The organism is Acholeplasma hippikon, from assembly GCF_900660755.1.
Lineage (GTDB): Bacteria > Bacillota_I > Bacilli_A > Acholeplasmatales > Acholeplasmataceae > Acholeplasma > Acholeplasma hippikon.
This window is the reverse complement of the sequence record NZ_LR215050.1, coordinates 517,116-542,420: the sequence shown is the minus strand read 5'-3', so window position 1 is coordinate 542,420 and position 25,305 is coordinate 517,116. Positions and strand designations below refer to the sequence as shown.

27 protein-coding genes and 1 other RNA gene are annotated in these 25,305 nt (G+C 31.1%); 22 read left to right on the top strand and 6 right to left on the bottom strand.

Annotated elements, in window-relative coordinates; genetic code table 11:
• Position 1 precedes the first annotated feature (1 nt).
• The 7 genes from aspS to EXC59_RS02590 are packed head-to-tail and all read left to right on the top strand — an operon-like array spanning position 2 to position 5,362.
• A complete protein-coding gene (gene aspS, locus EXC59_RS02615) occupies positions 2-1,702 on the top strand; it encodes an aspartate--tRNA ligase (RefSeq protein WP_162164023.1) in 1,701 nt (566 codons plus the stop codon).
• A complete protein-coding gene (gene msrA, locus EXC59_RS02610; RefSeq protein WP_162164024.1) occupies positions 1,699-2,196 on the top strand; it encodes a peptide-methionine (S)-S-oxide reductase MsrA in 498 nt (165 codons plus the stop codon). Before aspS ends, msrA begins: the two co-directional genes overlap by 4 nt.
• Entirely contained in the window at positions 2,193-2,663 is a 471-nt protein-coding gene (locus EXC59_RS02605) for a deoxycytidylate deaminase (protein ID WP_035369395.1), read from the top strand. The genes msrA and EXC59_RS02605 overlap by 4 nt, the downstream gene beginning before the upstream one ends.
• Entirely contained in the window at positions 2,656-3,621 is a 966-nt protein-coding gene (locus tag EXC59_RS02600) for a S16 family serine protease (RefSeq protein ID WP_035369396.1), read from the top strand. The genes EXC59_RS02605 and EXC59_RS02600 overlap by 8 nt, the downstream gene beginning before the upstream one ends.
• On the top strand, positions 3,605-3,982 hold the full coding sequence (locus EXC59_RS07080) for a hypothetical protein (RefSeq protein ID WP_162164025.1): 378 nt from the start codon (positions 3,605-3,607) through the stop codon (positions 3,980-3,982). The genes EXC59_RS02600 and EXC59_RS07080 overlap by 17 nt, the downstream gene beginning before the upstream one ends.
• Positions 3,979-4,473: a signal peptidase II gene (gene lspA, locus EXC59_RS02595; protein ID WP_035369400.1), complete on the top strand. Its 495-nt coding sequence runs from the start codon at positions 3,979-3,981 to the stop codon at positions 4,471-4,473. Before EXC59_RS07080 ends, lspA begins: the two co-directional genes overlap by 4 nt.
• Positions 4,466-5,362, top strand: a complete 897-nt coding sequence (locus tag EXC59_RS02590; protein WP_035369401.1) for an RluA family pseudouridine synthase — start codon at positions 4,466-4,468, stop codon at positions 5,360-5,362. Before lspA ends, EXC59_RS02590 begins: the two co-directional genes overlap by 8 nt.
• Here EXC59_RS02590 and rnhC read toward each other — a convergent pair.
• Positions 5,354-6,211, bottom strand: coding sequence for a ribonuclease HIII (gene rnhC / locus EXC59_RS02585; protein WP_035369402.1), 858 nt, complete (start codon positions 6,209-6,211; stop codon positions 5,354-5,356). The genes EXC59_RS02590 and rnhC overlap by 9 nt on opposite strands.
• Before the next feature lie 56 nt (positions 6,212-6,267).
• On the opposite strand from rnhC, the gene EXC59_RS02580 reads away from it, so the two are divergent.
• From EXC59_RS02580 to rnpB, 8 genes are all read left to right on the top strand, one after another.
• Positions 6,268-8,577 carry an endonuclease MutS2 gene (locus EXC59_RS02580; RefSeq protein ID WP_035369404.1) on the top strand — a complete coding sequence of 770 codons (2,310 nt, stop codon included), beginning with the start codon at positions 6,268-6,270 and terminating at the stop codon, positions 8,575-8,577.
• Between the two features lie 71 nt (positions 8,578-8,648).
• Positions 8,649-8,957: a thioredoxin gene (gene trxA, locus EXC59_RS02575; protein ID WP_035369405.1), complete on the top strand. Its 309-nt coding sequence runs from the start codon at positions 8,649-8,651 to the stop codon at positions 8,955-8,957.
• Positions 8,958-9,028: 71 nt separating this feature from the next.
• The gene (truB, locus tag EXC59_RS02570; RefSeq protein WP_035369407.1) at positions 9,029-9,865 is read left to right on the top strand and encodes a tRNA pseudouridine(55) synthase TruB; all 837 of its coding nucleotides are present in this window, start codon (positions 9,029-9,031) and stop codon (positions 9,863-9,865) included.
• Between the two features lie 9 nt (positions 9,866-9,874).
• A complete protein-coding gene (locus tag EXC59_RS02565) occupies positions 9,875-10,813 on the top strand; it encodes a bifunctional riboflavin kinase/FAD synthetase (RefSeq protein ID WP_162164026.1) in 939 nt (312 codons plus the stop codon).
• Positions 10,810-11,133 (top strand): cyclic-di-AMP receptor, encoded by a 324-nt coding sequence (locus EXC59_RS02560; RefSeq protein WP_035369409.1) that lies wholly within the window; start codon positions 10,810-10,812, stop codon positions 11,131-11,133. Before EXC59_RS02565 ends, EXC59_RS02560 begins: the two co-directional genes overlap by 4 nt.
• Before the next feature lie 151 nt (positions 11,134-11,284).
• Complete coding sequence (rpsO, locus tag EXC59_RS02555) at positions 11,285-11,554, top strand: 30S ribosomal protein S15 (protein ID WP_035369410.1); 270 nt, start codon at positions 11,285-11,287, stop codon at positions 11,552-11,554.
• A gap of 132 nt (positions 11,555-11,686) precedes the next feature.
• Entirely contained in the window at positions 11,687-13,834 is a 2,148-nt protein-coding gene (locus EXC59_RS02550; RefSeq protein WP_035369411.1) for a polyribonucleotide nucleotidyltransferase, read from the top strand.
• 31 nt (positions 13,835-13,865) lie between these two features.
• Positions 13,866-14,205: RNase P RNA component class B (gene rnpB, locus EXC59_RS02545), an RNA gene on the top strand.
• A 103-nt stretch (positions 14,206-14,308) separates the two neighbouring features.
• On the opposite strand, the gene EXC59_RS02540 is transcribed toward rnpB, so the two are convergent.
• The 4 genes from EXC59_RS02540 to EXC59_RS02525 all read right to left on the bottom strand — a co-directional run bounded on the left by EXC59_RS02540 (position 14,309) and on the right by EXC59_RS02525 (position 19,525).
• Positions 14,309-17,026: a cation-translocating P-type ATPase gene (locus EXC59_RS02540; protein WP_035369412.1), complete on the bottom strand. Its 2,718-nt coding sequence runs from the start codon at positions 17,024-17,026 to the stop codon at positions 14,309-14,311.
• 207 nt (positions 17,027-17,233) lie between these two features.
• Positions 17,234-18,145, bottom strand: a complete 912-nt coding sequence (locus EXC59_RS02535; RefSeq protein WP_162164027.1) for a pseudouridine-5'-phosphate glycosidase — start codon at positions 18,143-18,145, stop codon at positions 17,234-17,236.
• 1 nt (position 18,146) lies between these two features.
• Entirely contained in the window at positions 18,147-19,025 is an 879-nt protein-coding gene (locus tag EXC59_RS02530; RefSeq protein WP_035369415.1) for a carbohydrate kinase family protein, read from the bottom strand.
• Complete coding sequence (locus EXC59_RS02525; RefSeq protein WP_162164028.1) at positions 19,022-19,525, bottom strand: peptidylprolyl isomerase; 504 nt, start codon at positions 19,523-19,525, stop codon at positions 19,022-19,024. The genes EXC59_RS02530 and EXC59_RS02525 overlap by 4 nt, the downstream gene beginning before the upstream one ends.
• Positions 19,526-19,607: 82 nt before the next feature.
• Here EXC59_RS02525 and mvk point away from each other — a divergent pair, with 82 nt between their 5' ends.
• From mvk to EXC59_RS07215, 7 genes are all read left to right on the top strand, one after another.
• On the top strand, positions 19,608-20,549 hold the full coding sequence (mvk, locus tag EXC59_RS02520) for a mevalonate kinase (protein WP_162164029.1): 942 nt from the start codon (positions 19,608-19,610) through the stop codon (positions 20,547-20,549).
• A complete protein-coding gene (mvaD, locus tag EXC59_RS02515; protein ID WP_162164030.1) occupies positions 20,546-21,493 on the top strand; it encodes a diphosphomevalonate decarboxylase in 948 nt (315 codons plus the stop codon). Before mvk ends, mvaD begins: the two co-directional genes overlap by 4 nt.
• The gene (locus EXC59_RS02510; RefSeq protein WP_035369424.1) at positions 21,490-22,530 is read left to right on the top strand and encodes a phosphomevalonate kinase; all 1,041 of its coding nucleotides are present in this window, start codon (positions 21,490-21,492) and stop codon (positions 22,528-22,530) included. The genes mvaD and EXC59_RS02510 overlap by 4 nt, the downstream gene beginning before the upstream one ends.
• Positions 22,523-23,494, top strand: coding sequence for a type 2 isopentenyl-diphosphate Delta-isomerase (fni, locus tag EXC59_RS02505; RefSeq protein ID WP_035369425.1), 972 nt, complete (start codon positions 22,523-22,525; stop codon positions 23,492-23,494). The genes EXC59_RS02510 and fni overlap by 8 nt, the downstream gene beginning before the upstream one ends.
• Before the next feature lie 92 nt (positions 23,495-23,586).
• Positions 23,587-23,781, top strand: coding sequence for a helix-turn-helix domain-containing protein (locus tag EXC59_RS02500; protein WP_035369427.1), 195 nt, complete (start codon positions 23,587-23,589; stop codon positions 23,779-23,781).
• Positions 23,782-24,014: 233 nt separating this feature from the next.
• The gene (locus EXC59_RS07075) at positions 24,015-24,185 is read left to right on the top strand and encodes a hypothetical protein (RefSeq protein WP_162849168.1); all 171 of its coding nucleotides are present in this window, start codon (positions 24,015-24,017) and stop codon (positions 24,183-24,185) included.
• Positions 24,186-24,515: 330 nt separating this feature from the next.
• Positions 24,516-24,824, top strand: coding sequence for an integrase core domain-containing protein (locus tag EXC59_RS07215; RefSeq protein WP_232034469.1), 309 nt, complete (start codon positions 24,516-24,518; stop codon positions 24,822-24,824).
• A 50-nt stretch (positions 24,825-24,874) separates the two neighbouring features.
• Here the strand turns inward: EXC59_RS07215 and EXC59_RS02490 are convergent, their stop codons facing one another.
• Positions 24,875-25,243 carry a hypothetical protein gene (locus tag EXC59_RS02490; protein ID WP_035368310.1) on the bottom strand — a complete coding sequence of 123 codons (369 nt, stop codon included), beginning with the start codon at positions 25,241-25,243 and terminating at the stop codon, positions 24,875-24,877.
• Positions 25,244-25,305: the final 62 nt, after the last annotated feature.

The window sequence follows — 25,305 nt, the reverse complement described above, 5'->3', positions numbered from 1 at the left end:
CATGTTCAAATATACGCACAATAACAATGAACTAACCCTTAAAAACCTTGGAGAAAAGGTTGCCTTAAAAGGTTGGGTTAACAAAAAAAGAAATCTTGGTGGATTAATCTTTATTGATTTAAGAGATAAATTTGGAATTACACAATTATTAGTAAAACCTGAAAGCTCATTCTATCAAATCGCTTCAGAAATCAAGAGCGAATACGTGATTGAAGTTGAAGGTGTAGTTATTGAAAGAGAATCTAAAAATAAGAATATTTTAACTGGAGAAATTGAAGTTGAAGTATCTAATTTAGTGATTATCAATACTGCAAACCCAACACCAATTACAATTAGTGATGATCAAAATAATATTTCTGAGGAAGTAAGATTAAAATACCGTTATTTAGACTTAAGAAGACCGGCTTCACAAAAGTATTTACTTGAAAGAAGTAAAATTACACAAGCTATTCGTTCTGCTTTATTAGATTTAGGATTCCCAGAATTAGAAACACCTTATATGGTGAAATCTACTCCAGAAGGAGCAAAAGAATTCTTAGTACCTTCTCGTTTATATCATGGAGAAGTTTACGCACTTGCACAATCTCCTCAACAATTCAAACAATTATACATGATTGCTGGATTTGAAAAGTACTTCCAAGTTGCTAGATGCTTTAGAGATGAAGACTTAAGAGCAGATAGACAATTAGAGTTCACTCAAATCGATATTGAAGCATCATTTGTTGAACAAGAAGATATTCTAAATGTGGGTGAAAAAGTCTTATCAAATATCTTTAAGGCAATGGGGAAAGAATTAGTCTTACCATTACAAAGAATGCCTTATGCTGAAGCATTTGATAAGTATGGTTCAGATAAACCAGACTTACGTTATGAATTATTCATTGAAAACTTTAATGAATTATTTGTTGGTCATGATGTGCCAGTATTTAAAGGTAAAGAAGTTATTCGTGGATTTAAAGTTTCAAATAATGCAATCTTTACAAGAAAATACTTTGATAGAGCAACTGAAATTGTTAAACAAAATCACGGTGATGCATTAGCATACCTTAAAAAAGAAAATGGTGTCGTATCAGGTTCAATTGCAAAATTTGTTGAAGGTATTGAATTACAAGATGGATTTACATATTTCTTTGTTACAGGTACTTATGAAGATGCAACAAATGCCTGTGGTGCATTAAGAAAAGAATTAGCTAAAGACTTAAATATGATTGACCCTAATAAAGAAGCGCTACTTTGGGTTGTAGACTTCCCATTATTAGAATACAGAAAAGAAGAAGATAGATTCTATGCACGTCACCATCCATTCACTGCACCTCAATCAGTTGAAGAATTAAGAAATAATCCTGCAACATGTTTAGCTAAGGCATACGATGCTGTATGGAATGGTTATGAAATTGGTGGAGGTTCAATTAGAATCCACAACCAACAAGTTCAACAATTAATGTTTGATAAGTTAGGATTTACAGAAGAGAAACTTACAGGTAAATTTGGATTCTTCTTAGAAGCCTTAAGTTATGGTACACCTCCACATGGTGGTATTGCCTTTGGATTAGACAGAATCACAATGCTTGCAACTAAGACTGATAACATTAAAGATGTTGTTGCATTCCCTAAAACACAATCAGCTAGAGACTTAATGACTCAAGCTCCATCTCCAGCAGATGAAAAACAATTTATCGAGTTAGGTATTAAAGTACGATGAAAAAAATTATACTCGCTGGCGGATGTTTTTGGGGAGTAGAGGCATATTTCAAACAAATCAAAGGTGTCTTAGATACATCTTGTGGTTATGCAAATGGGAACAAAGAAAATCCAACTTACAGGGAAGTTTGTGATGGCGTTGCCACACATGCTGAAGCAGTTGAGATTCTTTATGATGAGAATGAAACAAACTTAGATAAAATTTTTGAACACTTTTTTAGAATTATTGATCCGACAACATTAAACCGTCAAGGTCATGATGTTGGTGTTCAATACCGTAGTGGAATTTATTATCTAGATGAAGAAACAAAAGAAAAAGCGATTGAATATATTAATAAAGAGCAAGCTAAATATGATAAAAAGATTGTGGTTTCAGTCGAACCATTAACAAACTATTATTTAGCTGAAGCGTATCATCAAGACTATTTAGACAAAAATCCTACAGGATACTGTCATGTGGATTTATCTTTAGCCAAAGAGGATGAGAAAAAATGAAGAGAAAAGATTATATTTCATGGGACACTTACTTTATGGGCGTAGCAAAGCTTTCAGCGCTACGCTCTAAAGACCCTTCAACACAGGTTGGAGCATGTATTGTAAATGAAGAAAAAAGAATCGTAGGTATTGGCTATAATGGCTTACCTAAAGGATTGGATGATTCTAGTTTTGCTTGGGAAAAAGAAGGGAGTTTCTTAGAAACTAAATACCCTTATGTTGTTCACGCAGAAGCAAATGCAATTTTGAATTCAACTCAAAACCTTAAAGGTTCAACAATATATGTTACTTTATTTCCTTGTAATGAATGTATGAAATTAATCGCTCAATCAGGTATTAAAGAAATTGTTTATGTATCAAATAAAGATGAAGGAAAAGATTTCAATGTAGCATCATTCAAAATAATGGAAGCTGCAGGTATTAAATACCGCCAGATAAAAATGGAAGAAATCACTTTAAATGAGTAAGTTAAAAAAGATTTTTGCGATACTTTTTTTCCCTTACATCTATTTGATGCTAGCCTTAATAATTCCAACAAATTATTCAGTGACTTCGCCTTATGGTATTAAAAGTACAAATGACATGATTTTAATTGAAGGTAGTAACACAACAAATAATTTATATTCAGTGAGTGTCTTAAGTACAAATCAAATTACTGCGTTTGGAAGAATGATCTATGAATTGAATCCAAGAATGAGTGTAGAAGAAATAAGTCCCTATATCAGACAACTAACATTAACAGAAAATAGTCGAAGAGGCATTATTCAAAAACAGGCAAGTTTTGAACAATCAATCATTACAGCATTTACATTAGCAAATGAAGTGGATTCAACAATTTCTATTGATTATGACTACTTAGGTATGATTATTGATTACCGTGAGCGTAAATACACCAATTTAGAAATTGGTGATTTAATCATGGAGATTGATGGAAAAAAGTTCGTAGATCATGCGAGTATGTTAAGTTACTTTAATTCCAAACAAGAGATGTATTTAAAAATTAAAAGATTTGAAAAAATTATTGATGTTAATTTTGTTAAAGAAAATAATCCTGTTTTTAGTTTTTATCCTAAATATGAGATTAAAAATAGTTCTCCAAAATTCACAATTCCAGGACAAAGTGTTTTAATCTCTGGACCATCAGCAGGCATGATGTACACTTTATCTGTATATTTTAGTTTAATAAACTATGATAAAATTGATGAAATTATTGTTGGAACTGGAACGATTCGACATGATTTTTTAGTTGGTAGAATCGGTGGTTTAGAACAAAAAATATATGGTGCACTTGACCAAGGTGCAAAACACTTTATTTTACCTAAATCACAATATGATGAAGTTAAACATTTAAGTTCAAAAATTAACATGTATCAAGTAGAGAATATTTATGAAGCAATAGAGGTTATTTATGAAATATTTGAGTAACCTTTTTATTACTTTTAAAGAGCAGTTAAAAATGTTAAAAACAATTGATAAAAAGAAGAGATTATTCTCTGTTTTATGGTCAATTCTTTTAAATATTTTTATCTTTTTACCAATATACTTGATTATAGGACACCTTTATTTATTTAATTATTTGATTTATCCAGCAATGTTTTTGATGTTATTTTTAACTTTGTTCATGATTTTTTTAATAATTTATTTAAAATATTATATTTTAAAGGTAAAATATGGTGAGGCTAAATTTAAAGTACATGCAATAATTATTGTTCATACGATAGTTTATGAATTTATTACTTTAATTCTTGGGTTAGCAATTATTACATATATAGGAGTGTTATTATGATTTTATCGATTGCGTTAATTGTCTTTTTAGTTTTATTAGACTTTGGGATTAAAAGATACTTTGTAAGTATTTTTGAATTAAATGAAACAAAAGTTATTATTGAAGGTGTTTTAAAGTTTAGTAACACGAGAAACTATGGTGCATCATTTGGTATGTTACAAGGACAATCTGTATTTTTCTTTATTGTAACCTTGATTGCCTTAGGGGCATTTGGATATTTTTTAGCAACAAGTAACTTTAAAACTAAAAAGGTTTACACACTATCCTTTGTCTTTTTAATTGCTGGCACATTAGGAAATGGAATTGATCGATTACTTTTAGGGTACGTAATTGATTACTGTCAAATGCCATTTTTACCAATTGTAGGAAATACAATATTTAATCTAGCAGATGTCATTTTAATTACAGGTATTGTGCTGTTATTTGTAGATGTCATGATTCTAGATACCCTAAAAAAGAAAAAGAAACAAGAGACTGAAGAACATGAATAAAACATTAGAAGTAAATCTATCAGAAAATAAAAGATTAGACCATTATTTGGTTGAAAATTTAGAACTAACAAGAACTTATATAACTAAGTTAATTAAAGAAGGCGACATTTTAGTCAATAGTTTAACAGTTAAACCGGGTTATATCTTAAAGGCAGGAGATATTATTTCAGTTAATATTCCTGAAGCTAAAGACTTAGATTTAACACCGGTTGATATGAAACTAGATATTGTTTATGAAGATGACTATTTGTTAGTTATTAATAAACCAAAAGGATTAGTTGTTCATCCATCTAACACATACCGAGATAACACGTTAGTACATGGTTTATTACACGAATTAGAAGATAATTTAAGTGATATTAATGGTGTGAATCGTCCAGGTATTTTACACAGAATTGATAAAGATACGACTGGTTTATTAATGGTTGCTAAAACCAATGAAGCTCACCAAATTTTAGCTAAAGATTTAGCAAACCATGATATTAAGAGAAGTTATATTGCTTTAGTTACGGGTGCTATTCAAAACAAAAAAGGTACAATTAATGCACCGATTGGTAGAGATCCAAAACATAGAACAAAAAATGCTGTGGTTAAGGACGGAAAACATGCTGTAACGCATTTTGAGGTTATTAAAAACTATCGTAAATATGCTTTAATTGAGTGTAACCTTGAAACAGGTCGTACGCATCAAATTAGGGTTCATATGGAATATATAGGGCACCCAATCGTAGGTGATCCATTATATGGTATTAAACCACTACCGGTAGATGATGGTCAAATGTTACATGCATATAAGTTACAATTTACCCATCCGATAACAAAAAAAGCAATGACTTTTGAAGTGCCATTGCCTGAAGGATTTAAAAAATTCTTAGAAACTTTAAACTAAATTTTGTTTAGTAACATTTTTGAAATTCATTTTTGCAACTTCGTTTAAGACTTGGATGCCATGTGTATCATAGATTTCCTTGATTTGTTCATCGACTTCTTTTCCTGCACCAAGTTTTAAACTCATTCCAAGTTTTTTAGAAAGTTCATGCATCTTAACTAAGAATGCATAACGCGCAATAATTGATGCGGCAGCAACTGATAAGTGAACTGATTCTGCTTTTGTATGGAATTCAATATCACGATAGATAAGTTTTTCATCCTTAAGATAATTGAAGTAGTGTGATGGTAGACAAAATTGGTCTAAAATCACAGGTACTGATTCAACAACTTTAGAAGTTGTCTTAATGATCATGTGGTTGTGTAAGAGTGCTTTGATTTTGTTAAGATTGAAACCTTGATTTGTTTTTTCATTAAACTTATCAGGTGAAAGAATAACAAGTGAGTGTGTAATTCTTTTCGCAATAAGTGGAGCGATTTTAATGATTTCTTTATTTGTCATTGATTTTGAATCACGTACATTTAAACTTTCTAGATAGGCTAAATCTTCAACAGAAGTATAGGCAGTACAAACAACAATTGGACCAAATACATCTCCAGTTCCAACTTCATCTGAACCAATTGCAGCATAATCAGTTATCTTTAATAAAGACTTGATTGTCACAAGTTCAGAGTTGATTTCATCACCTTGAAGAAGAACTTTACCTGATGTAAAAGCACTAATTCGAGTATCATTATGTTGAGCAACAAAATAAATATAAGGTTGTGTAACCTTTAATAAGTTATTTTTATAAAGTTCCTTTAGTGTATCCATTTGTTGACTGGATAAGGTCATTGTATAATTTTTCAATTTATTCACCTTTTCTAATATATATTATACCATTTTTTAAAGAAGGAGGTTAGTTTATGGGATTCTCAACTAAAATTTTAGAACTTAATTACATCTTAGAAATCATAGCTAACTACACACATGCAAAAAATTCTCGTGAACGAATTTTAGCATTAGTACCAAGTGATAATTATGATAATATAAAGCATGATTTATCCTTTAGTAATGAGATTCTAAGTCTATTGACTAAGTATGGTAGAATGCCATTTGTGGATGACTTTGATCACCTTGAAACAATCAATATGTTAGGTTCTCGTTTACAGTTAAATATTGATGAATTTATTCAAATAAAAAGATATGTCTTAATGGAGAAATCTTTCGAGAATTATCGTATTCAGTTCGACAATTCAGATTTAATGACTTATCAATACTTGGTTAAACTACCTCATCATAAAGAAGTATTAAATGAAATCAATCAAATTATATCTGAAAATAATGAGATTTTTGACCATGCATCACCTACATTAAATGATATTAGAAAGAGTTTACGCACAAAAACTAAGATTTTGGAAAAACTACTCTCTGAGGTTTTAAGTAAATATGCAAGTTATTTAAATGAAAGTTTAATTGTCATGCGTGCAGGGCGTTATGCAATACCTGTAAAAGAATCATATAAGCATAAAGTTAAAGGGGTTATTCATGATGTATCTGCTTCTAAGCAAACTGTTTATATTGAACCAGATGATATTAGACAAGTCACACAGGATATTGAATACCTTACGCAATTAGAAACAAATGAAATTAATAAAATTCTCACCCAATTAACAAAATCAATAAAACCTTTTAAAGATTCTTTAGCAGTACAAATGGAATCATTTATTGACTTAGATATTTATCATGCTAAATCGCTTTATGCTAAAGAAATAGATGCGATTTTACCTGAAATCAATGAAGAGGGTTTAATTGATATCTTAAAGGCTCGCCATCCATTATTAAATAAAGAAATTGTTGTCCCTATTGATGTTAAGATTAATCCAGAACAACCAGTTTTAATGATTACGGGTCCTAACACAGGTGGTAAGACTGTAGCGTTAAAAACAGTTGGGTTATTAACGTTAATGTTACAATCAGGTATTTTAGTTCCAGTAAATTATGGCAGCAAAATGAGTTTATTTAAATATGTATTTGCTGATATTGGAGATGAACAATCCATCCAGCAAAGCTTATCAACATTCTCATCACATCTAACAAAGATTAAAAAGATGTTAGATGAAGTATATGGTTCATCCCTCATTTTACTTGATGAAATTGGTAGTGGCACAGACCCGATTGAAGGGGTAAGTTTAGCAATTGCCATCATTGAAAAATTACGAAAAGATAAGGCTGTTCGTATGATGGTGACAACTCACTATTCGGAGTTAAAACTATATGCTTATGAACATGACGATATTTTAACTGCGAGTGTAGCATTTGATCAAGAAACATTAAAGCCGCTTTATAAACTCCAATTAGGGGTTTCAGGTTCATCGCATGCAATTTCAATCGCTGAGCGCTTAGGACTCCAAAAAGACGTGATTAAACACGCTAGAGAACTTTTAGGCGGTAGACAAACAAACCTAGCAAAAAGCTTAGAAAAATTAAGCATTGAACAAAATGAAATCATGAACTTAAAAGATGAAGTTCAATTGAAGAATGAAACATTAGAAAAAGAAATTAAACTTTATCGTGAAAAATTAGAAGCTTTAGAACTGAAAAAAGAAGAAGCAATCGAAAAAGTTAAACAAAAAGAAGAGAAAAAATATCAAAAACTAAAATCAGAATTAATGGATTTAATTGATGAACTATCTAAAAAAGAAAGTTTATCAAAACCTGAAGCTGCAAAAGTTAAGGGTAAAATTAATCAAAAACATGAAGTCAAAGAAGAAGTAGTTGATGAAAACATTAATGTAGATGATACAGTTTACATTAAAAGTTATAACCAACAAGGTGTTGTCACTAAAATAAAAGGTGATAAATATTTTGTATCTTTAGGACAATTTGATTTAAGTTTTGAAAAAGCAGACCTTAGAAAAGTTGAAATAAAGAAAGAAACTAAAGTTAAAAAAACGCCACTAATTAGAAAAAGTGAAGAGAAAATTCAAAAAAATGCTTCATTTGAACTAGATTTACGCGGGGTTAGATATGAAGAAGTTAAAGAGTTAATGGATAAGGCAATTGATGATGCATTACTCTTAAATATGCCATATATTCGTGTGATTCACGGGTTTGGAACAGGTGCAATTAGAAAAGCTGTTCATGACTATATAAAGAAGTCACCTTACATAAAATCACACAGATACGGACAAGAAGGCGAAGGCTTAAATGGTGTGACTGTTATCACGCTTTAGTGGTTTCATTTCCTTTGCTTAAAAGACATATTGAAGTTATAATATAAGTAGAAAAGATAAGGAGGCATCTTATGCAACAGTATAAAGGTGAAGACTACAAAGACTTAGTTAGTCAAAAAGGTTTAGTATTAGTTGATTATTTCGCTACTTGGTGTGGACCATGTAAAATGTTAATGCCAGTATTAGAAGAAATCTCAACAGAAAAAACTGACACTAAATTTGTAAAAGTTGATATCGATGAATTCCGTAAACAAGCAATTGACACAGGAATTAGAGCCGTTCCTACATTAGTTCTTTACAAAGACGGTGTTGAAGTATCACGTGCATCAGGTTATCAACCACGTGAAAAATTACTTGAATGGTTAGCAGAACATCAATAAAAAAAATAGGCTTTTAATAAAAGCCTTTTTTCTTGTATAATTATATATATTGAACAAGAAAGAAATTACATATGAACGGAATTTTATTAATAAATAAACCTAAAGGATTAACAAGTCACGATGTTGTCTATAAGGTCAAAAGAAAACTTAATTTAGATAAAGTAGGTCATACTGGAACATTAGATCCTTTTGCCACTGGACTTTTAATCTTATTGATTGGGAAAGCAACCAAACTTGCATTCTTATTTGATGATTTAGATAAGTCTTATGAAGGTAACTTAATCTTCGGTAAAGAATTTGACACGAATGACTTTACTGGTGAAGTTATTTTAGAAAAAGAAGCAAACTTTACCATTAACACATTAAAAGAAAAAATGCATAGTTTTATACCTTCCTATGAACAAATGCCACCATTATATTCAGCAATCAAAGTAGGTGGTATGAAGTCATATGAAGCAGCAAGACAAGGAAAAACATTAGAACTTAAAACCAGATTAGTTAACATTTATAACTTTGATTTAATAAATGAAGAAAATTATCACTTCATTGCTGAAGTTTCTAAAGGGACTTATATTAGAAGCTTAGCTAGAGACCTAGGTTATAAATTAAATACTTATGCAGCATTAAGTACGTTAAATCGCTTAACAATCGGAAATTATCATTTAAAAGATGCTAAAACAATTGATGAAGTTTCATTAGATGATTTAATAACAGACAATGAATTATTTAGTGGCGTTCGTGAAGTTAAACTTAATGATTATATGATTAAGTTAGTGAAAAATGGTGTTTACTTGGATGAACGTCAAACGACATTAGATACACCATTTATTGTTGTTGATGATAAAAACAATAAGATTGCATATTATGAAAAAGAAAAGGATAAGTTTAGACCACTATACTTATTCTAAGGAGTGCATATGAAATTATTCCATGACAATTATCAAAATATAACAAATAACGAACCATTAACACTTGCCATTGGTAATTTTGATGGTGTTCATATTGGCCACCAAAATATCATGAAGATGACTAAAAAATATAAAGATACAAAATCAGCAGCGATGACATTTTCACCACATCCGGTATCTGTAATTACAAAAACTGTCATACCAACATTAATGGATGATCATGATAAAGCTAACTTTTTAGAAAAAATGGGAATGGACTATTTCTTTATCATTAACTTTACCCCTGATTTTTCTAAATTATCAGTTGATGATTTTATTAACTTTTTAAAGAAAATAAATGTAAAGAGATTAGTTATTGGTAGAGACTTTAAGTTTGCATATCGCGGACAAGGAAATGTAACTGACTTAGAGAAGCATTTTGAAGTAGATTTGGTTGAAGATTTACTCTATAAAAATACAAGAGTTTCAACAACTTATATTAAACAATTACTTGATCAAGCAAATATTTCATTAGCATCAAAATTGTTGAATAGAACCTATAACATTCACGGTGAGGTTGTGCACGGAGACAAGGTCGGACGCTTAATTGGATTTCCAACTGCGAATATTGATTACAAAAATTACTATTTACCAAAAGTTGGTATCTATGCGGTTAAAGTCCTTATTGACGGTAAAATGTTTTTAGGTTGTGCAAACCTAGGTCATAACCCAACACTTAACTATTCTTCAAGCAAACGTTTAGAAGTATTTATCATTGATTATGATGGTGATTTATATCAAAAAGAGATTACAATTTACTTTGAACACTACCTTAGAGATGAAGTAAAATTCGACAATTTGGATGCATTAATTGACCAAATTAAAAAAGATGTTGAAGAAACAATTCAACTATCTAAAAATTCTTTAAGTTATGGTAAAATAAAGATATTAGGAGGTAACCTCATATGAAAATGATTATTGCAATTGTTTCAAATGATGACGCAAACAAAGTTCAAAAAGGACTTATTAATGAAAAATTCTTTTCAACTAGATTAGCTACTAAAGGCGGATTCTTACGTGAAGGTAACCAAACTTTCTTAATTGGGGTTAACGATGAAAAGGTTCCAGAGGTTTTAGATATTATCGAAAAATATTCAAAGACTAGAAATAAAATTGTTCCAAATACAATCGTTAATGAGTTTGGTGCATTTTCAGCATTGCCAATGGAAGTATCAGTTGGCGGAGCAACAGTCTTTATTTTAAACGTGGATCAATTTATTAAAATTTAATTATTCTATAAAATCACACAATTTTTAACAAAAAGTGTAAAAATCCTTGATTTTAGAATTATAGTATGATAAGATAATTCAGGTCGATAGCGAGGGCTTAGTGAAGCCAGACTAAAGTCTTTAGCTATACGAGACATAGGAGGAAATAAAAATGGCATTAAACAAAGAAGCAAAAAAAGCAATCGTTGAAAAGTTCGCACGTTTTGCAGGAGACACTGGTTCACCAGAAGTTCAAATCGCAATTTTAACTCATGAAATCAATGAATTAAACGAACACTTACAAACTCATATTCATGACTTCCACTCAAAACGTGGTTTATTCATGAAGATTGGTCGTAGACGTAACTTACTTAAGTATTTAAAGAATACTGACTCAGCACGTTACGCAGCATTAATCAGCGAATTAGGATTAAGAAGATAAAGAAAACTCCATTTGGAGTTTTTTTTATTTTACATAATATGATTTTATTCTCCATTTATTTAAATAAATGATATAATAGTTAAGGCAATATGAAAATAAAAGAACATAAATATAAAATGAAGGAGATTTTATATGTCAAAGCAAACATTTGAAACAGCTTTCCACGGTAATACAATTCGTGTTGAAGTTGGAGAAATGGCTAAACAAGCACATGGTGCTGTTGTAGTCTATTATGGTGACACTGTGGTATTATCAACAGCTGTTGCAAAAGTATCAGATACGCCAGCTGACTTTTTCCCATTAATGGTAATTTATCAAGAAAAGTTATACGCTGCAGGTAAGATTCCTGGAGGATTCTTAAGAAGAGAAGGTAGACCTTCTGAACATGAAACATTAGTTTCAAGATTAATTGACAGACCAATCAGACCGATGTTTGATGAAGGTTATCGTCATGAAGTACAAATCGTAAATACTGTATTATCAGCAGATCCAAACGTTCCAAGCTCAATGGCTGCAATGTTAGGTTCTTCATTAGCATTAGAAATTTCAAACATTCCTTTCTTAGGACCTATTGCTGGAGTGAATGTTGGACGTGTTAATGGTGAATACATTATTAACCCAACACCTGAACAACAAGAGTTATCAGATATCGATTTAACAATCGCTGGTACAAAAGAAGCGATTAACATGGTTGAAGCTGGTGCTAAACAAGTAAGCGAAGCTGACATGTTAGGGGCTATTTTATTTGGACATGAAGCAATTAAAGAATTATGCGCATTCCAAGAAACAATTAAAGCTGCAGTTGGTGTAGAAAAATTCATCCCTGAATTAGTTAAAATTGACGAACAAATCTCAAATGATGTTAAAGCCTATGCTGAAGAAAGATTAGTAAAAGCTGTATCAATCTTTGATAAATTAGAAAGATATGCTGCAATCGATGAAATTAAAGCGGAAACTTTAGAACACTTTGCTAAAGTAAGTTTCTGGAAAGAAATCGATGGCGTTAAAGTATTTGACTCTGAAGCATCTAAAAAATATTTAAAACAAGTTAATCAAGTTTTAGATGGTATTGTTACAAAGGAAGTTAGAAGATTAATTACTGAAGATAAAGTTAGACCAGATGGAAGAAAAGTTGATGAAATTCGTCCATTAAGTTCAAGAGTAGATATATTACCAAGAACACACGGATCAGCATTATTCACTCGTGGACAAACTCAAGCTTTAGGTATTGTGACATTAGGTTCATTAGGTGAAAACCAAATTATTGATGGTTTAGAAACTGAAGAAGTATCTAAACGCTTCATGTTACATTATAATTTCCCTCCATTCTCAGTTGGTGAAACTGGAAGATATGGTGCGCCAGGACGTCGTGAAATCGGTCATGGTGCTTTAGGCGAAAGAGCATTATTACAAGTTTTACCTTCAGAAGAAGAGTTCCCATACTCAATTCGTGTTGTATCTGAAATCTTAGAATCAAATGGTTCTTCATCTCAAGCTACAATCTGTGTTGGTACAATGGCTTTAATGGCTGCTGGTGTTCCAATTAAGGCTCCAGTTGCTGGTATCGCGATGGGTTTAATTAAAGAAGGCGAACACTATACAATTTTATCTGATATCCAAGGTATGGAAGACCATGAAGGAGATATGGACTTCAAAGTTGCTGGTACAAAAGATGGTATCACTGCTTTACAAATGGATATTAAGATTACAGGTATTACAAAAGAAATTATGGAAGAAGCACTTGAACAAGCTCGTTTAGGACGCTTACATATCTTAGAACACATGAATGGAACAATTTCTGAAGTTAGACCAGAAGTATCTAAGAATGCTCCAAAAGTTAAAATGATTAAGATTAATCCTGATAAGATTCGTGATGTCATTGGTTCAGGTGGTAAGATTATTACTCAAATCATTGAAGATCATAACAATGTTAAGATTGACATTGAACAAGATGGTCGTGTAATGATTATGCACCAAGATTCAGAATGGATCAATAAAGCAGCTGAACATATCTTAAACTTAGTAAGAGAAGCTAAAGTTGGAGAAATCTACGAAGCTAAAGTTACGCGCTTATTAATGGATAAAGATGGTAAGAAAATCCAAGGTGTATTCGCTGAAATCTTCCCAGGAACAGAAGGTCTAGTACATATCTCTAAATGGGATAAAGAAAGAACTGAAACATTAGAAGGTAAAGTTGCAGTTGGAGATCAAATCATCGTTAAAGTAATTAAGATTGATGAAAAAGGTCGCGTTGACTTATCAAGAAAAGACGCAATCTAATCAATAATATGATAAAATAAATTGGAATTTAAGTGGAAGGTGACTGAGCAAACTTCGTGTTTGTTAGGAAAGTCCATGCTAGCACATACCCTCGTGGTATGTAGTGTTTGTGCCAGAGGAATAAATAACTCTGGGTACGAGTAATCGTAACGGCGATGCAACATTCTAAGGGAAACTATGAACAAGCATCTTAACGTGCCACAGAGACGAGTCTATATAGAAATATATAGGATGAAACGCGGTAAACCCCTCAAGCTAGCAACCCAAATTTGGTAGGGGCACGAGAAGTACAGCAATGTATAACTTGCAGGTAAACCCTGAGATTAATAGTCACAAGAAGATTTATCTTCTACAGAACATGGCTTATGCACACTTGAATTTCATTTGACCACCTATTACTAGGTGGTTTTTTTTATTTAACAAACATAAAAAAACCATATACCTAATTAATAGATATATGGTTAATTGTTAAGATTATTTATTTAAAAAACGTTTAATAAGCTTTTGAATTTCTACAACAACTAAAGGTGTGATTGATAATCCAATCACGACCATCCAATCAATAAATCTCCAATAATGAACATCATCAACTTTAAACACATTTTCAGCAATTGCTGGAACAAATACAGTCACTAATTGAAGTGCTAAACAGCCAAAGAACGCCATAATTAAGTATTTATTTGGTTTTAATTGGAAGATTGAATATTTTTCTGAACGAACGTTAAATGAATGGAATAATTGAGAAATTGATAATACCATGAATGTTAATGTTTGCGCATGGATTAATTCATGATCAGCAGGTGCAATGTTATATCCGATAAAGAATGCAGCAAAAGTTAATGAACCAATCATAATTCCTTGCCATCCAATTCTAAATCCTAAACCATCAGCAAAGATTGATTTAGAATTATCACGTGGAGGGTAGTTCATAATATCAGGTTCTTTAGGATCTAAACCGATTGCAATTGCCATGAATGAGTCAGTTACTAGGTTAACCCAAAGAATTTGTACAGCACTTAAAATGACTAAATTTTCAACATTTGGGAACAATGCTAAACCTAATGTAACGCCTAATAAAATGGTAACAATTTCGCCGATATTACATGAAAGTAAGAAGTGAATTGCCTTTTTAATATTTGCGAAGATTGCACGACCTTCTGATACAGCACCAACAATTGTTGCGAAGTTATCATCTGTAAGAATCATATCAGCCGCACCCTTAGCAACTTCAGTACCTGTAATACCCATTGCAATACCGATATCAGCTTTTTTGATTGATGGCGCATCGTTAACACCATCGCCAGTCATCGCTACAATTAAACCAGTTTTTTTCCAAGCAGTAACAATTCTAACTTTATTTTCTGGTGATACACGTGCATAAACTCTAATTTGAGATAATTTAGCATCAAACTCCTCATCAGACATTTGATCTAATTCTTTACCTGTAATTGCTAAATGACCATTTTCTAAAATACCTAATTCAGTTGCGATTGCAACAGCAGTGTTTTTATGGTCACCAGTAATCATGATTGTAGTGATTCCAGCACGTTTAGTTTCTACGATAGCATCTTTTACTTCAGGTCTTGCTGGGTCAATCATACCAACTAAACCTAGCATTGTTAAATCATTTTCTAATTCAGTGTGTAATAGTTTTGTAATATCAGTATTTTTATCAAATACTTTATAAGCAACTGCTAATACGCGTAAAGCTCTATCAGCCATATTATTGTTTTCAGTTAAATAAACATTAGATACTTTATCATTGATTGTTTCAACATGACCATTAACTTCATATGATACAGAACGTGATAAGACAATATCTGGAGCACCTTTTGTAATAGAAACGAATTTACCATCGATTTCATGAACTGTTGTCATTAATTTGCGGTTTGAGTCGAATGGTAATTCATGTACTCTTGGGAAGTTTGCAAGTATATCAAGTGGATTGAATCCTGTGTTAATTGCAAGGTCCGTTAAAGCAATTTCAGTTGGATCACCAATTTTTAAGAATTTATCATCTTTAACTCGAACTTTTGTATCATTACATAATACACCAAAATCAACTAATTTCTTTAAAGAACCTTCAACTGATTTTAAGTCGCTTACTTTATCGTTTTGTTGATATAAATAAGTATCAGTAATTGTCATCACGTTTTGAGTTAATGTACCTGTTTTATCTGAACAAATAATTGATGTTGAACCTAAAGTTTCAACTGCTGGTAATGTTCTCATGATTGCTCTTTGTTTAACTAGATTTGTCATACCAAGTGATAGAACAATTGTGATAATAGCAGGTAAGCCTTCAGGAATTGCAGCAACCGCTAAGGCAACTGAACTCATAAATGCTTCTAACCAGTCAGGACTAACGCCCTTAACTAAAGCTGTAATAATTTGGATTGCAAAAATTACACCTACGATAATAAAAGCAATAATTGCTAATGTTTTTCCTAATTGAGCGATACTCTTTTGAAGTGGTGTTTCTTCAGTTTCTGTATTTGATAACATTTCAGCAATTTTACCGATTTCAGTTTGCATACCAACAGAAGTTACAACAGCTAACCCGCGTCCATAAGTAACAACTGTACTCATGAAACCTAAGTTGACCCTATCGCCAAGAGGGACTTCATCTTTATGAATTGCATCAGTAATCTTTTCAACTGGGACTGGTTCACCGGTTAAAGCAGATTCATCAGCTTTTAAGTTTACAGATTGAATGATCCTAACGTCAGCAGGTATATAGTCGCCGGCTTGTAAGACAATGATGTCACCAACAACAATGTCTTCTACATCTAAGACAACTTCTTTACCATCACGAATAACTGTAGCATGTGGTGCTGACATTTTTTTAATTGATTCTAAAGCCTTTTCCGCTTTAGCTTCTTGCATTAACCCTAATAAAGCGTTGATGACAACGATTGCTAGAATTAATACCCCTTCAAAGGTTTCAGTCATTTTGTTTTCTAAAATTGCAGCAATAAATGAAATAGCAGCAGCAACTAATAAAACAATTACCATGAAGTCTTTGAATTGATCTAAGAACCTTAAAATAAAATGTCTCTTTTTTGCTTCATCAAGTTTATTCTTACCGTTTGTTGAAAGACGCTTACTAGCCTCTTCAGTAGATAAACCTTGGTTTGATGTTCCTAATTCTTTTAGGATTTCATCAGTTGATAGTTGATATATTTTTTTCATGTTTCCTCCTCATATATTTTTCAAAAAATAAAGACCATCAAAACCAGTAAATGGTCTTGAAGGTCTCGTTACAAGTTCAACTTGAAAATTAACCGGGTCTTTTAGACCGTATTGACGATTAATTTTTGGGAAACTACTCCCCTTCTATCGGTATTAATTTTATCACAGCAAATAAATAATATCAAATGATAATGCATGAAAATTTAATCATAATTTTTCATAACAAACTGCAATTTGTGCAGCTAATTTTGCATTATTATAAACAAGTTGAATATTAGCATCTAAACTCTTGCCTTCTGTAAGTGCTTTAATCTTACTTAATAAGAAAGGTGTAATTTCTTTACCTTTAATATTGTTTTCTTTAGCAAGAAGAAGTGCTTTTTCAATTTCTTGATCAATTATAGATTTATCCATTGAATATAATTTAGAAATTGGATTTGCTACAACAATACCACCTTTTAGTCCTAAAGACCATTTAACGTGAATTAATTTAGCAACTTCTTCAGGAGTATCTAATTGATAATCAACATGTAATCCGGATTCTCTAGTGTAGAATGCTGGAAGTTCATCTGTTTGATAACCAATGATTTCAACGCCTTTTGTTTCTAAATATTCTAAAGTTAAGTTTAAATCTAGAATTGATTTTGCACCAGCACATACAACACAAACATTTTCATTAGCAAGTTCTTCTAAATCTCTTGAGATATCAAATGTTTGTTGGGCATCACGGTGAACACCACCAATACCACCAGTAGCAAATACTTTGATTCCTACCATTGATGCAACAAGCATGGTAGCAGAAACAGTTGTTGCTCCATTATATTTTTTTGAAATACAGTAACCGAAATCACGCTTAGATACTTTTAAAACATTTTTTAATTGAGCTAATTTAGTAATTTCATCAGGAGTTAAACCAACTTTAATACGACCATCAATAATCGCAATTGTAGCAGGTACTGCACCTTCATTTTCAATTATTTTTTCAACGGATAAAGCCATCTCTACATTTTGTGGATAAGGCATACCATGAGAGATAATGGTAGATTCTAATGCAACGACTGGTTCGTTGTTACGAATAGCTTTTAAAACTCTAGGATGAATATCAATATATTGATTCATATTATTTCTCCTTAACTAAACTCATGACTAAGCTAGGTTTAATTTTTTTATTGACTGTATCTTTTGTTTGAAGTGTCATGTGAGCTAGAATTGTTCCTGTTTTCAATGGATTAATGTTCTCTTGTTCAGCAAAAATGACTCCAGCAAAAAACGCATCTCCAGCACCAGTATCATTTTGCATCTTAGATTCAAATGATTTCTGATAAAAATCAGTTTGCTTATTTGTGAAATTATAAGCCCCATTTTTTCCAAGTGTTAAATATACGCTCTTTAAACCTTGGTTTAATAATTCTTGCCCAATATCATATGGATTTTCTTTATTAGAAATTTTTTTTCCTTCAACTTCATTAATTTTTAATGTATGAATTTTTGAAATATAAGGTAAGAATTTATAGGCTTTATGCGAACTGATTAAATCTACATAATAAGTTTTCTTATAGTTTTTAAACAAAAATGAAAGTGCACTTTCACTTAAATTAGCATCTAAAACAACAATATCAGCATCTTCAATAAGTTTAGAATGCTTTAAGATAAAATTCTCATTCAATTTTTCAAACTCTTCCATTGCAGATACTGCAACAACCATTTCACCATTTTTATTATGAACTGCAAGATAAGTAGGTGTTTGACTGATTTGTTGATAACTTAACTTTAAGTTAATTCTTTTTGCTAAAGAAACAAAACTCATTGCATCTTTACCTAACGCCGTAAGTAGTGTTACATCCATACCTAATCTAGCGAGATTTTCTGCAATGTTCCTAGCAACTCCACCAAATGATTTATTGATATATCCCGGATTTGAATCTTCTAAAACCACTTGATCAAAGGTGTGTGCTAATAAATCGATATTGGTACCACCAATGACAACTATTTTCTTCATACGTATTGGACTTTAGGTAAATCTACGTTTTTTTCAATAACTTCAAATGATTCAATAACTACATTTTCGTAAGGTTTGTCATAATAATCTGTTCTAACAGTAGCAATCTTATCAATGATTTCTAAACCTTCAATAACTTTACCAAATGCAGCATATTGTCCATCTAAATGTGGAGCATCTTTATGCATAATAAAGAATTGAGAAGTCGCTGAATTAGGGTCACTTGTTCTAGCCATAGAAATGACACCCTTAGTGTGTTTTAATTCATTTTTGAATCCATTCGCAGTGAATTCACCTTTGATAGGGCGTTTCTTTTCAACCCCACCACCACCTTGAATCATAAAGTTTTTGATGATTCTATGGAAAATTAAGCCATTGAAGAATTTAGATTCAACATAATCCACAAAATTAGCAACTGTGTTTGGTACAATTTCAGGATATAATTCAATTTTCATTTCTCCAAAATTCTTAACTCTTAATTTTAATAATATGTCAGCCATATATAAATTCCTTTCAATTGTTAACTATTTTCATTGTATCATATTATGATATAATGATAGATAGAAAGCGAGCGAAAGTTTTATGGACGATTTAGGATTAGGGGTCGCTAGTGGCAAAATCATATTAATTGGTGAACACTCAGTTGTTTATGGTAAACCTGCCATTGCACTTCCTTTTAATCAAGCACAAATTTCATCAAAAGTGTATAAAACTGATGCACCAATTACAATAGATTGTATTTACTTTAAAGGGAATTTAGAAGAAGCACCGGACGTATTGTTTGGAATTAAACAATTAATTAATATTGTTTTAGTATATTTAAATCAGCCATTTAAAAATATTCACATCAAAATTGAATCTAATTTGCCTGCGCAAAGAGGATTGGGTTCATCAGCAGCTGTATCTATTGCAGTTGTTCGATCATTGTTTGATGCATTTGATGTTCAATTAACACAAGATAGATTAAATCACTTTGTAGATATTGCTGAACAAATTCACCACTTAAATCCAAGTGGACTAGATTCTACAACAATTGCATCTGGAAAAGCAGTGTTTTATCAAAAAGATTTAGGAAAAAGCGTCATTGAATTAAAAATGGATGCAGTTTTAATTGTTGCTGATACTGGGGTTAAAGGATTAACTAAAGAAGCAGTTAGCGAAGTCAAAAGACTTTGGAATGAAAATCCAACTGTTGTTAACCCAGTTATGGATAGATTAGAACAATTAACAAATGAAGCAAAAATATATTTAGAAAACAATGAGGTTATTAGACTTGGTTTAGCAATGACTGAAGCACACCAATTGTTAAGAAGTATTAATGTATCAGATGAAAAATTAGAAAAATTAGTAGAAGTAGCTTTAGCTAATGGTGCACTTGGTGCTAAGTTAACAGGTGGCGGTAAGGGTGGTTGTATGATTGCTCTTGCTAAGCATACTGAACAAGCAATTTTAATTTCTGATGCTTTAAAACAAGTTGGTGCAGATAACACATGGTTTTATGACTTGAAGGAAATTATTATATGAAGGCAACCGCAAAAGCACACGTAAATATCGCATTAATCAAATATTGGGGTAAAAAAGATATTGAATTAAATTTACCTTTAACATCATCTTTAAGTTTCACATTAGATAAGTTTTATACGAAAACAACCGTTCATTATAAGAAAGAATTAATAGAAGACCAATTATATATCGACCAAAGATATATTACTGGTCCTGAATATGAAAGAGTGACAAAGTATCTATCAAAAATTAGACAAATGTATAATATTCCTTATTATGCAATGATTGAATCAGAAAACTATGTCCCTAAAAAAGCAGGAGTTGCATCAAGTTCAAGTGCATTTGCTGCATTAGCATTAGCGGCTACTAGAGCTTATGGTATTGATTTGAGTGAAAAAGAACTATCAAGTCTTGCTAGATTGGGTAGTGGTTCAGCTGCTCGTTCAATATATGGTGGATTTGCATTTTGGAATGAAGGGTATGATCACTTATCTTCATATGCTGAACCATTTAATGGATTTGAAGATATGGCAGTCTTAGTTTGTATGGTTGATGATCGCGAGAAAAAAATATCATCAAGAGATGCTATGCTAGAACTTACTAAAAATGAAGAAAATAAAAATGATTGGATTGAAAATACGAATGATTTCATTGAACAAATCAAAGAAGCATTTATCAATGATGATTTTGACACAGTTGGTGGAATCGCTGAATCTCATGCGATGTTAATGCATTATTACATGCAAGAAGATGGCATTGATTATTTGACCGATCAATCATTTAAAATTATTGATTTAACTGAAAAATTAAGAGGACAAGGATTCCCAGTATATGCAACAATGGATGCCGGTCCAAATGTAAAGATTTTAACTAAAAAAGAGTATATTAAAGATGTCATTGGTAGTTATGAGAAGTTAGCTAAGGTAACAGTATGTTACAAAGGGGAAGGAGCTAAAATCATTTGATAACACTAAAAATTCCTGGGAAATTATATATTATTGGCGAATATTCAATATTAAAGTCTGGTAATGAGGCTGTTTTAGTTGCGATTGATAAGTTTGTTAATTTGCAAATTGAAGCAGCAACTGACTATGAATTCTCTTCTGAAATGGGGCGTTTCAAATGGATGATGTCTGAGAAGATGCCTGTTTTAATGTATGACTCATTACAACATGCTAAGGCAGCAATCTATGTAGCTCATATGTACTTAAAGTATAAAAAGGTTATTCCATCAATTTATCGCATTACTTTAGAATCAGAGTTAACGAATCAAGACCATAAGAAATATGGCTTAGGTTCATCAGGTGCAGTTATTATCGCAATTATCAAAGGAATTTTAAGGTATCACCATGTTGATTTTACGGAGTTGGATTTATTCAAACTTTCCGTTTTAGCACAAATAGAAATTAATGATGTCACAAGTGGTGGTGAACTTGCAGCCTCTATATATGGTGGTTGGGTTCATTATAAACGTTATGATTTAGTTTGGGTATTAAATAAAAAAGGTCAAATTGATGAATTTATGGAATCAACTTGGCCACAATTGAAAATTGAAAAATTAGATCACCCAAAAATGGAACTGGCAATTTGTTTTAGTGGACTATCAATGTCAACAAAAACATATACTGAGAAGGTTTTAAAGCTTAATAACAGTCCTTGGTATCAAAACTTCTTAAATAAAACTTATTTAGTTGTTACACAATTTAAAGAAGCATTGATTAGAAATGATTATTACACAATGAAACATATGGTGAAGGTTTATCGTGAGATGCTTCAAGAATTAGAAAATGAAGCTGGTATTATTATTGAATCAGAACCATTTAAAAAAATGATTGAGATTGCAGAAAGTTTTGGGTATTTAGCTAAATCATCTGGCGCAGGATTTGGTGACTGTGGGTTTGCAATTTTAAATCAAATAGAAAATAAGATAGATTTATTTAAAGCATGGGAAGATGCGAAATTGTTTCCGCTTGAAATGAAAGTTTGGAGTTATGATGAGTAGTAGTAGAAAAGATGATCATATTAGGTTAGCACTTCTACAAAAAGAAAAAGCTAATCGATTTGATGATATTGTATTAGAATCAACAGATTTACCTGATTTTGGCGTAAATGATGTTAATTTAAAATCTAGTTATCTAGGATATGAAATTTCTTATCCGATTTATATCAATGCCATGACAGGTGGATCAGAAAAAGCACATCAAATTAATGAATTCTTATCTAAATTAGCTAGTCACTTTAACATTCCTATGGTTACAGGAAGTCAATCTATTGCTTTAAAGGATTCTAATTTTGAGGATTCATTTAAAGTAACAAGATTAAATCACAAAGGAATTTTAGTTGGCAATATTAACCCAAACTATCAATTAGAAGATGCTAAAAGAGCAATAACAATGATTGATGCTAATGCATTAAGTATTCACCTTAATTTGGTACAAGAGTTAGTCATGCCTGAAGGTGATAGAGATTTCACAAAGTGGAGTGAAAATATTAAGTCTATTGTTAATGGCTTAGATAAGCCTGTAGTTGTTAAACAGGTTGGTATGGGTTTGAGTCAAAAAACAATTAATAAGTTGAAAACATTAGGCGTGAAAAACATTGATGTTGCTGGAAGTGGTGGCACTAACTTCTTAGAAATTGAAACCAAACGAGGTAAAGACGATTATAGTTATTTAGAAGATTTTAGTTTAGATACTGCAGATATATTAATTCAATTAAAAAATGAAAAAGATTTAAATATTTATGCATCAGGAGGTATTAGAAATCCACTTGATGTTATTAAATCTTTAGTCTTAGGAGCAAAAGCAGTAGGTATGTCTAAATTTTTCTTAAATTTATATAAATTAGATTATGAAGAAGCAGTAGAAATAATCAATAAATTTATTTACGATTTAAAGAAGATTATGGTTATTCTAGGCGTGAAAGAAATTGCTGATTTAAACAAAGTTAAATACAAAATCAAATAAAAAAAAGACTTATTGAAATAGTAAGATGTTAGTAGACACAAAAAACTACTAGCATCTTTTTTGTATAATTTATTTATCAGGAGGAACAATTAATGGGAAGACCCAAAGGTGTTAAGAATAAAACTGAATCACGTTACTGGAGTAAAGAAGCAAAATATAAATATGTTAAGCTGGTTCTATCGGGTGAATATAGTGCCATGGAACTAGGAAGAAAAAATAATGTATCTCATGGAATGATATCAAACTGGATTAGAAAATATAATGAAGGTGGAATAGAGGCATTATAGAATAAAAGAAAACCAGGAAACCCACTAACTAAATTCAGTCGTAAGAAAAAACTCTCAGAATTAGAACAACTTCAATATGAAAATATGAAATTAAGAATAGAGAATGAACGTTTAAAAAAAGGATACACAACCGAGGAGGTGATGGAAATAAAATTAAAAAGACAATCCAAAGTGAATACGAAATCATAGATTTATTAAGTAAAGAAATGAATATTGAAAGCTTATGTCTATATATGAGTGTATCGCGTTCTGGATATTATAAATGGGTAAAAAGAAAAGGTATCATAAACAGATACCAAGCAAATAGATTATGGTTAATAGAAGAAATTAAAGAAACTTATGTTAAACATAAGATATGGGGATATAAACATAGAGCATCGTATATTAGAGATAAAACAAATTGATACTTTTCAGATCTTTTATGTCATAAGTGTTGTAAGTTATTAGGTATTCGTTCAAAAGCAAGAATAAAGCGACACAAGGCTGGAAAAGAACATGAGATTTATCCAAATTTACTACATGATTTTGATGCAAGTCGTCCATTTGAGAAAGTATGTACAGATACAACAATACTCACTCATAAAAGTGGTAAATATGACTGGAATCTATATATTGATTTATTCGATAATACAATTATAGCCTACGATATAAGACGCAGTAATTATGGTTTAAGTCCAATAAATCATTATAATGCTGCAAAAAACTTTATAGATGAAAAAGAAAAAAGAGGATATATGAACCTTGACACGATTGTGCACTCTGATCAAGGAGCAATATATACCTCAAGAGGCTTCAACTCTTTATTTAATCATACCATAAAAAGATCAATGTCGAGAATAGCAACCCCTACAGATAATCCAATTGTTGAATCACTTAATGGTTGGATTAAAGACGAACTTAAATATGATTATGATTTTTATCATAGTGATAAACCATTAGAAATTATTAAAAAGTATGTAGCATATTTTAATAATGAAAGACTCGCATACTCATTAAAATATAAAACCCCAATACAGTATAGAACTGAATTAGGGTTTAGATAATTTTTTATGTCTACAAAGTACTGACTACTTCATTATGTCCTTTTTAAATTTTAACGTTTTTTCTTATCTTTTTTCTTATTAGATTTGAAGAAAAATCCAAATGGAATAATATTAGCTAATGCTAAAGCTAAACCGTAGTAATACCATGAGATGATAGGTTTATTTAATGTTAAAGAAGAACTTGGAACTTCATTTGTTGGAACTAAGTGTATTCTTTCGTTATCATAAGCAATATGAACATAGAATTTGGCTTCACCTAATTCAATTTCATAGTATTCAGTAGCCGCAACAACTGGCTTTTCAAATGCATAATATTGGACAGGATTTAATTTAACAAAATTATAATCTAGTGCGAAGAATAAGATAATTAATAATGATAGGATTAATCTGTTAAAAACAAGTCTAAGTAAAAATTTCATGGTTGAGGCTTCCTTTCAATAATAATATGGTATCACATTTTTTTGAAAAATTACATATCCTT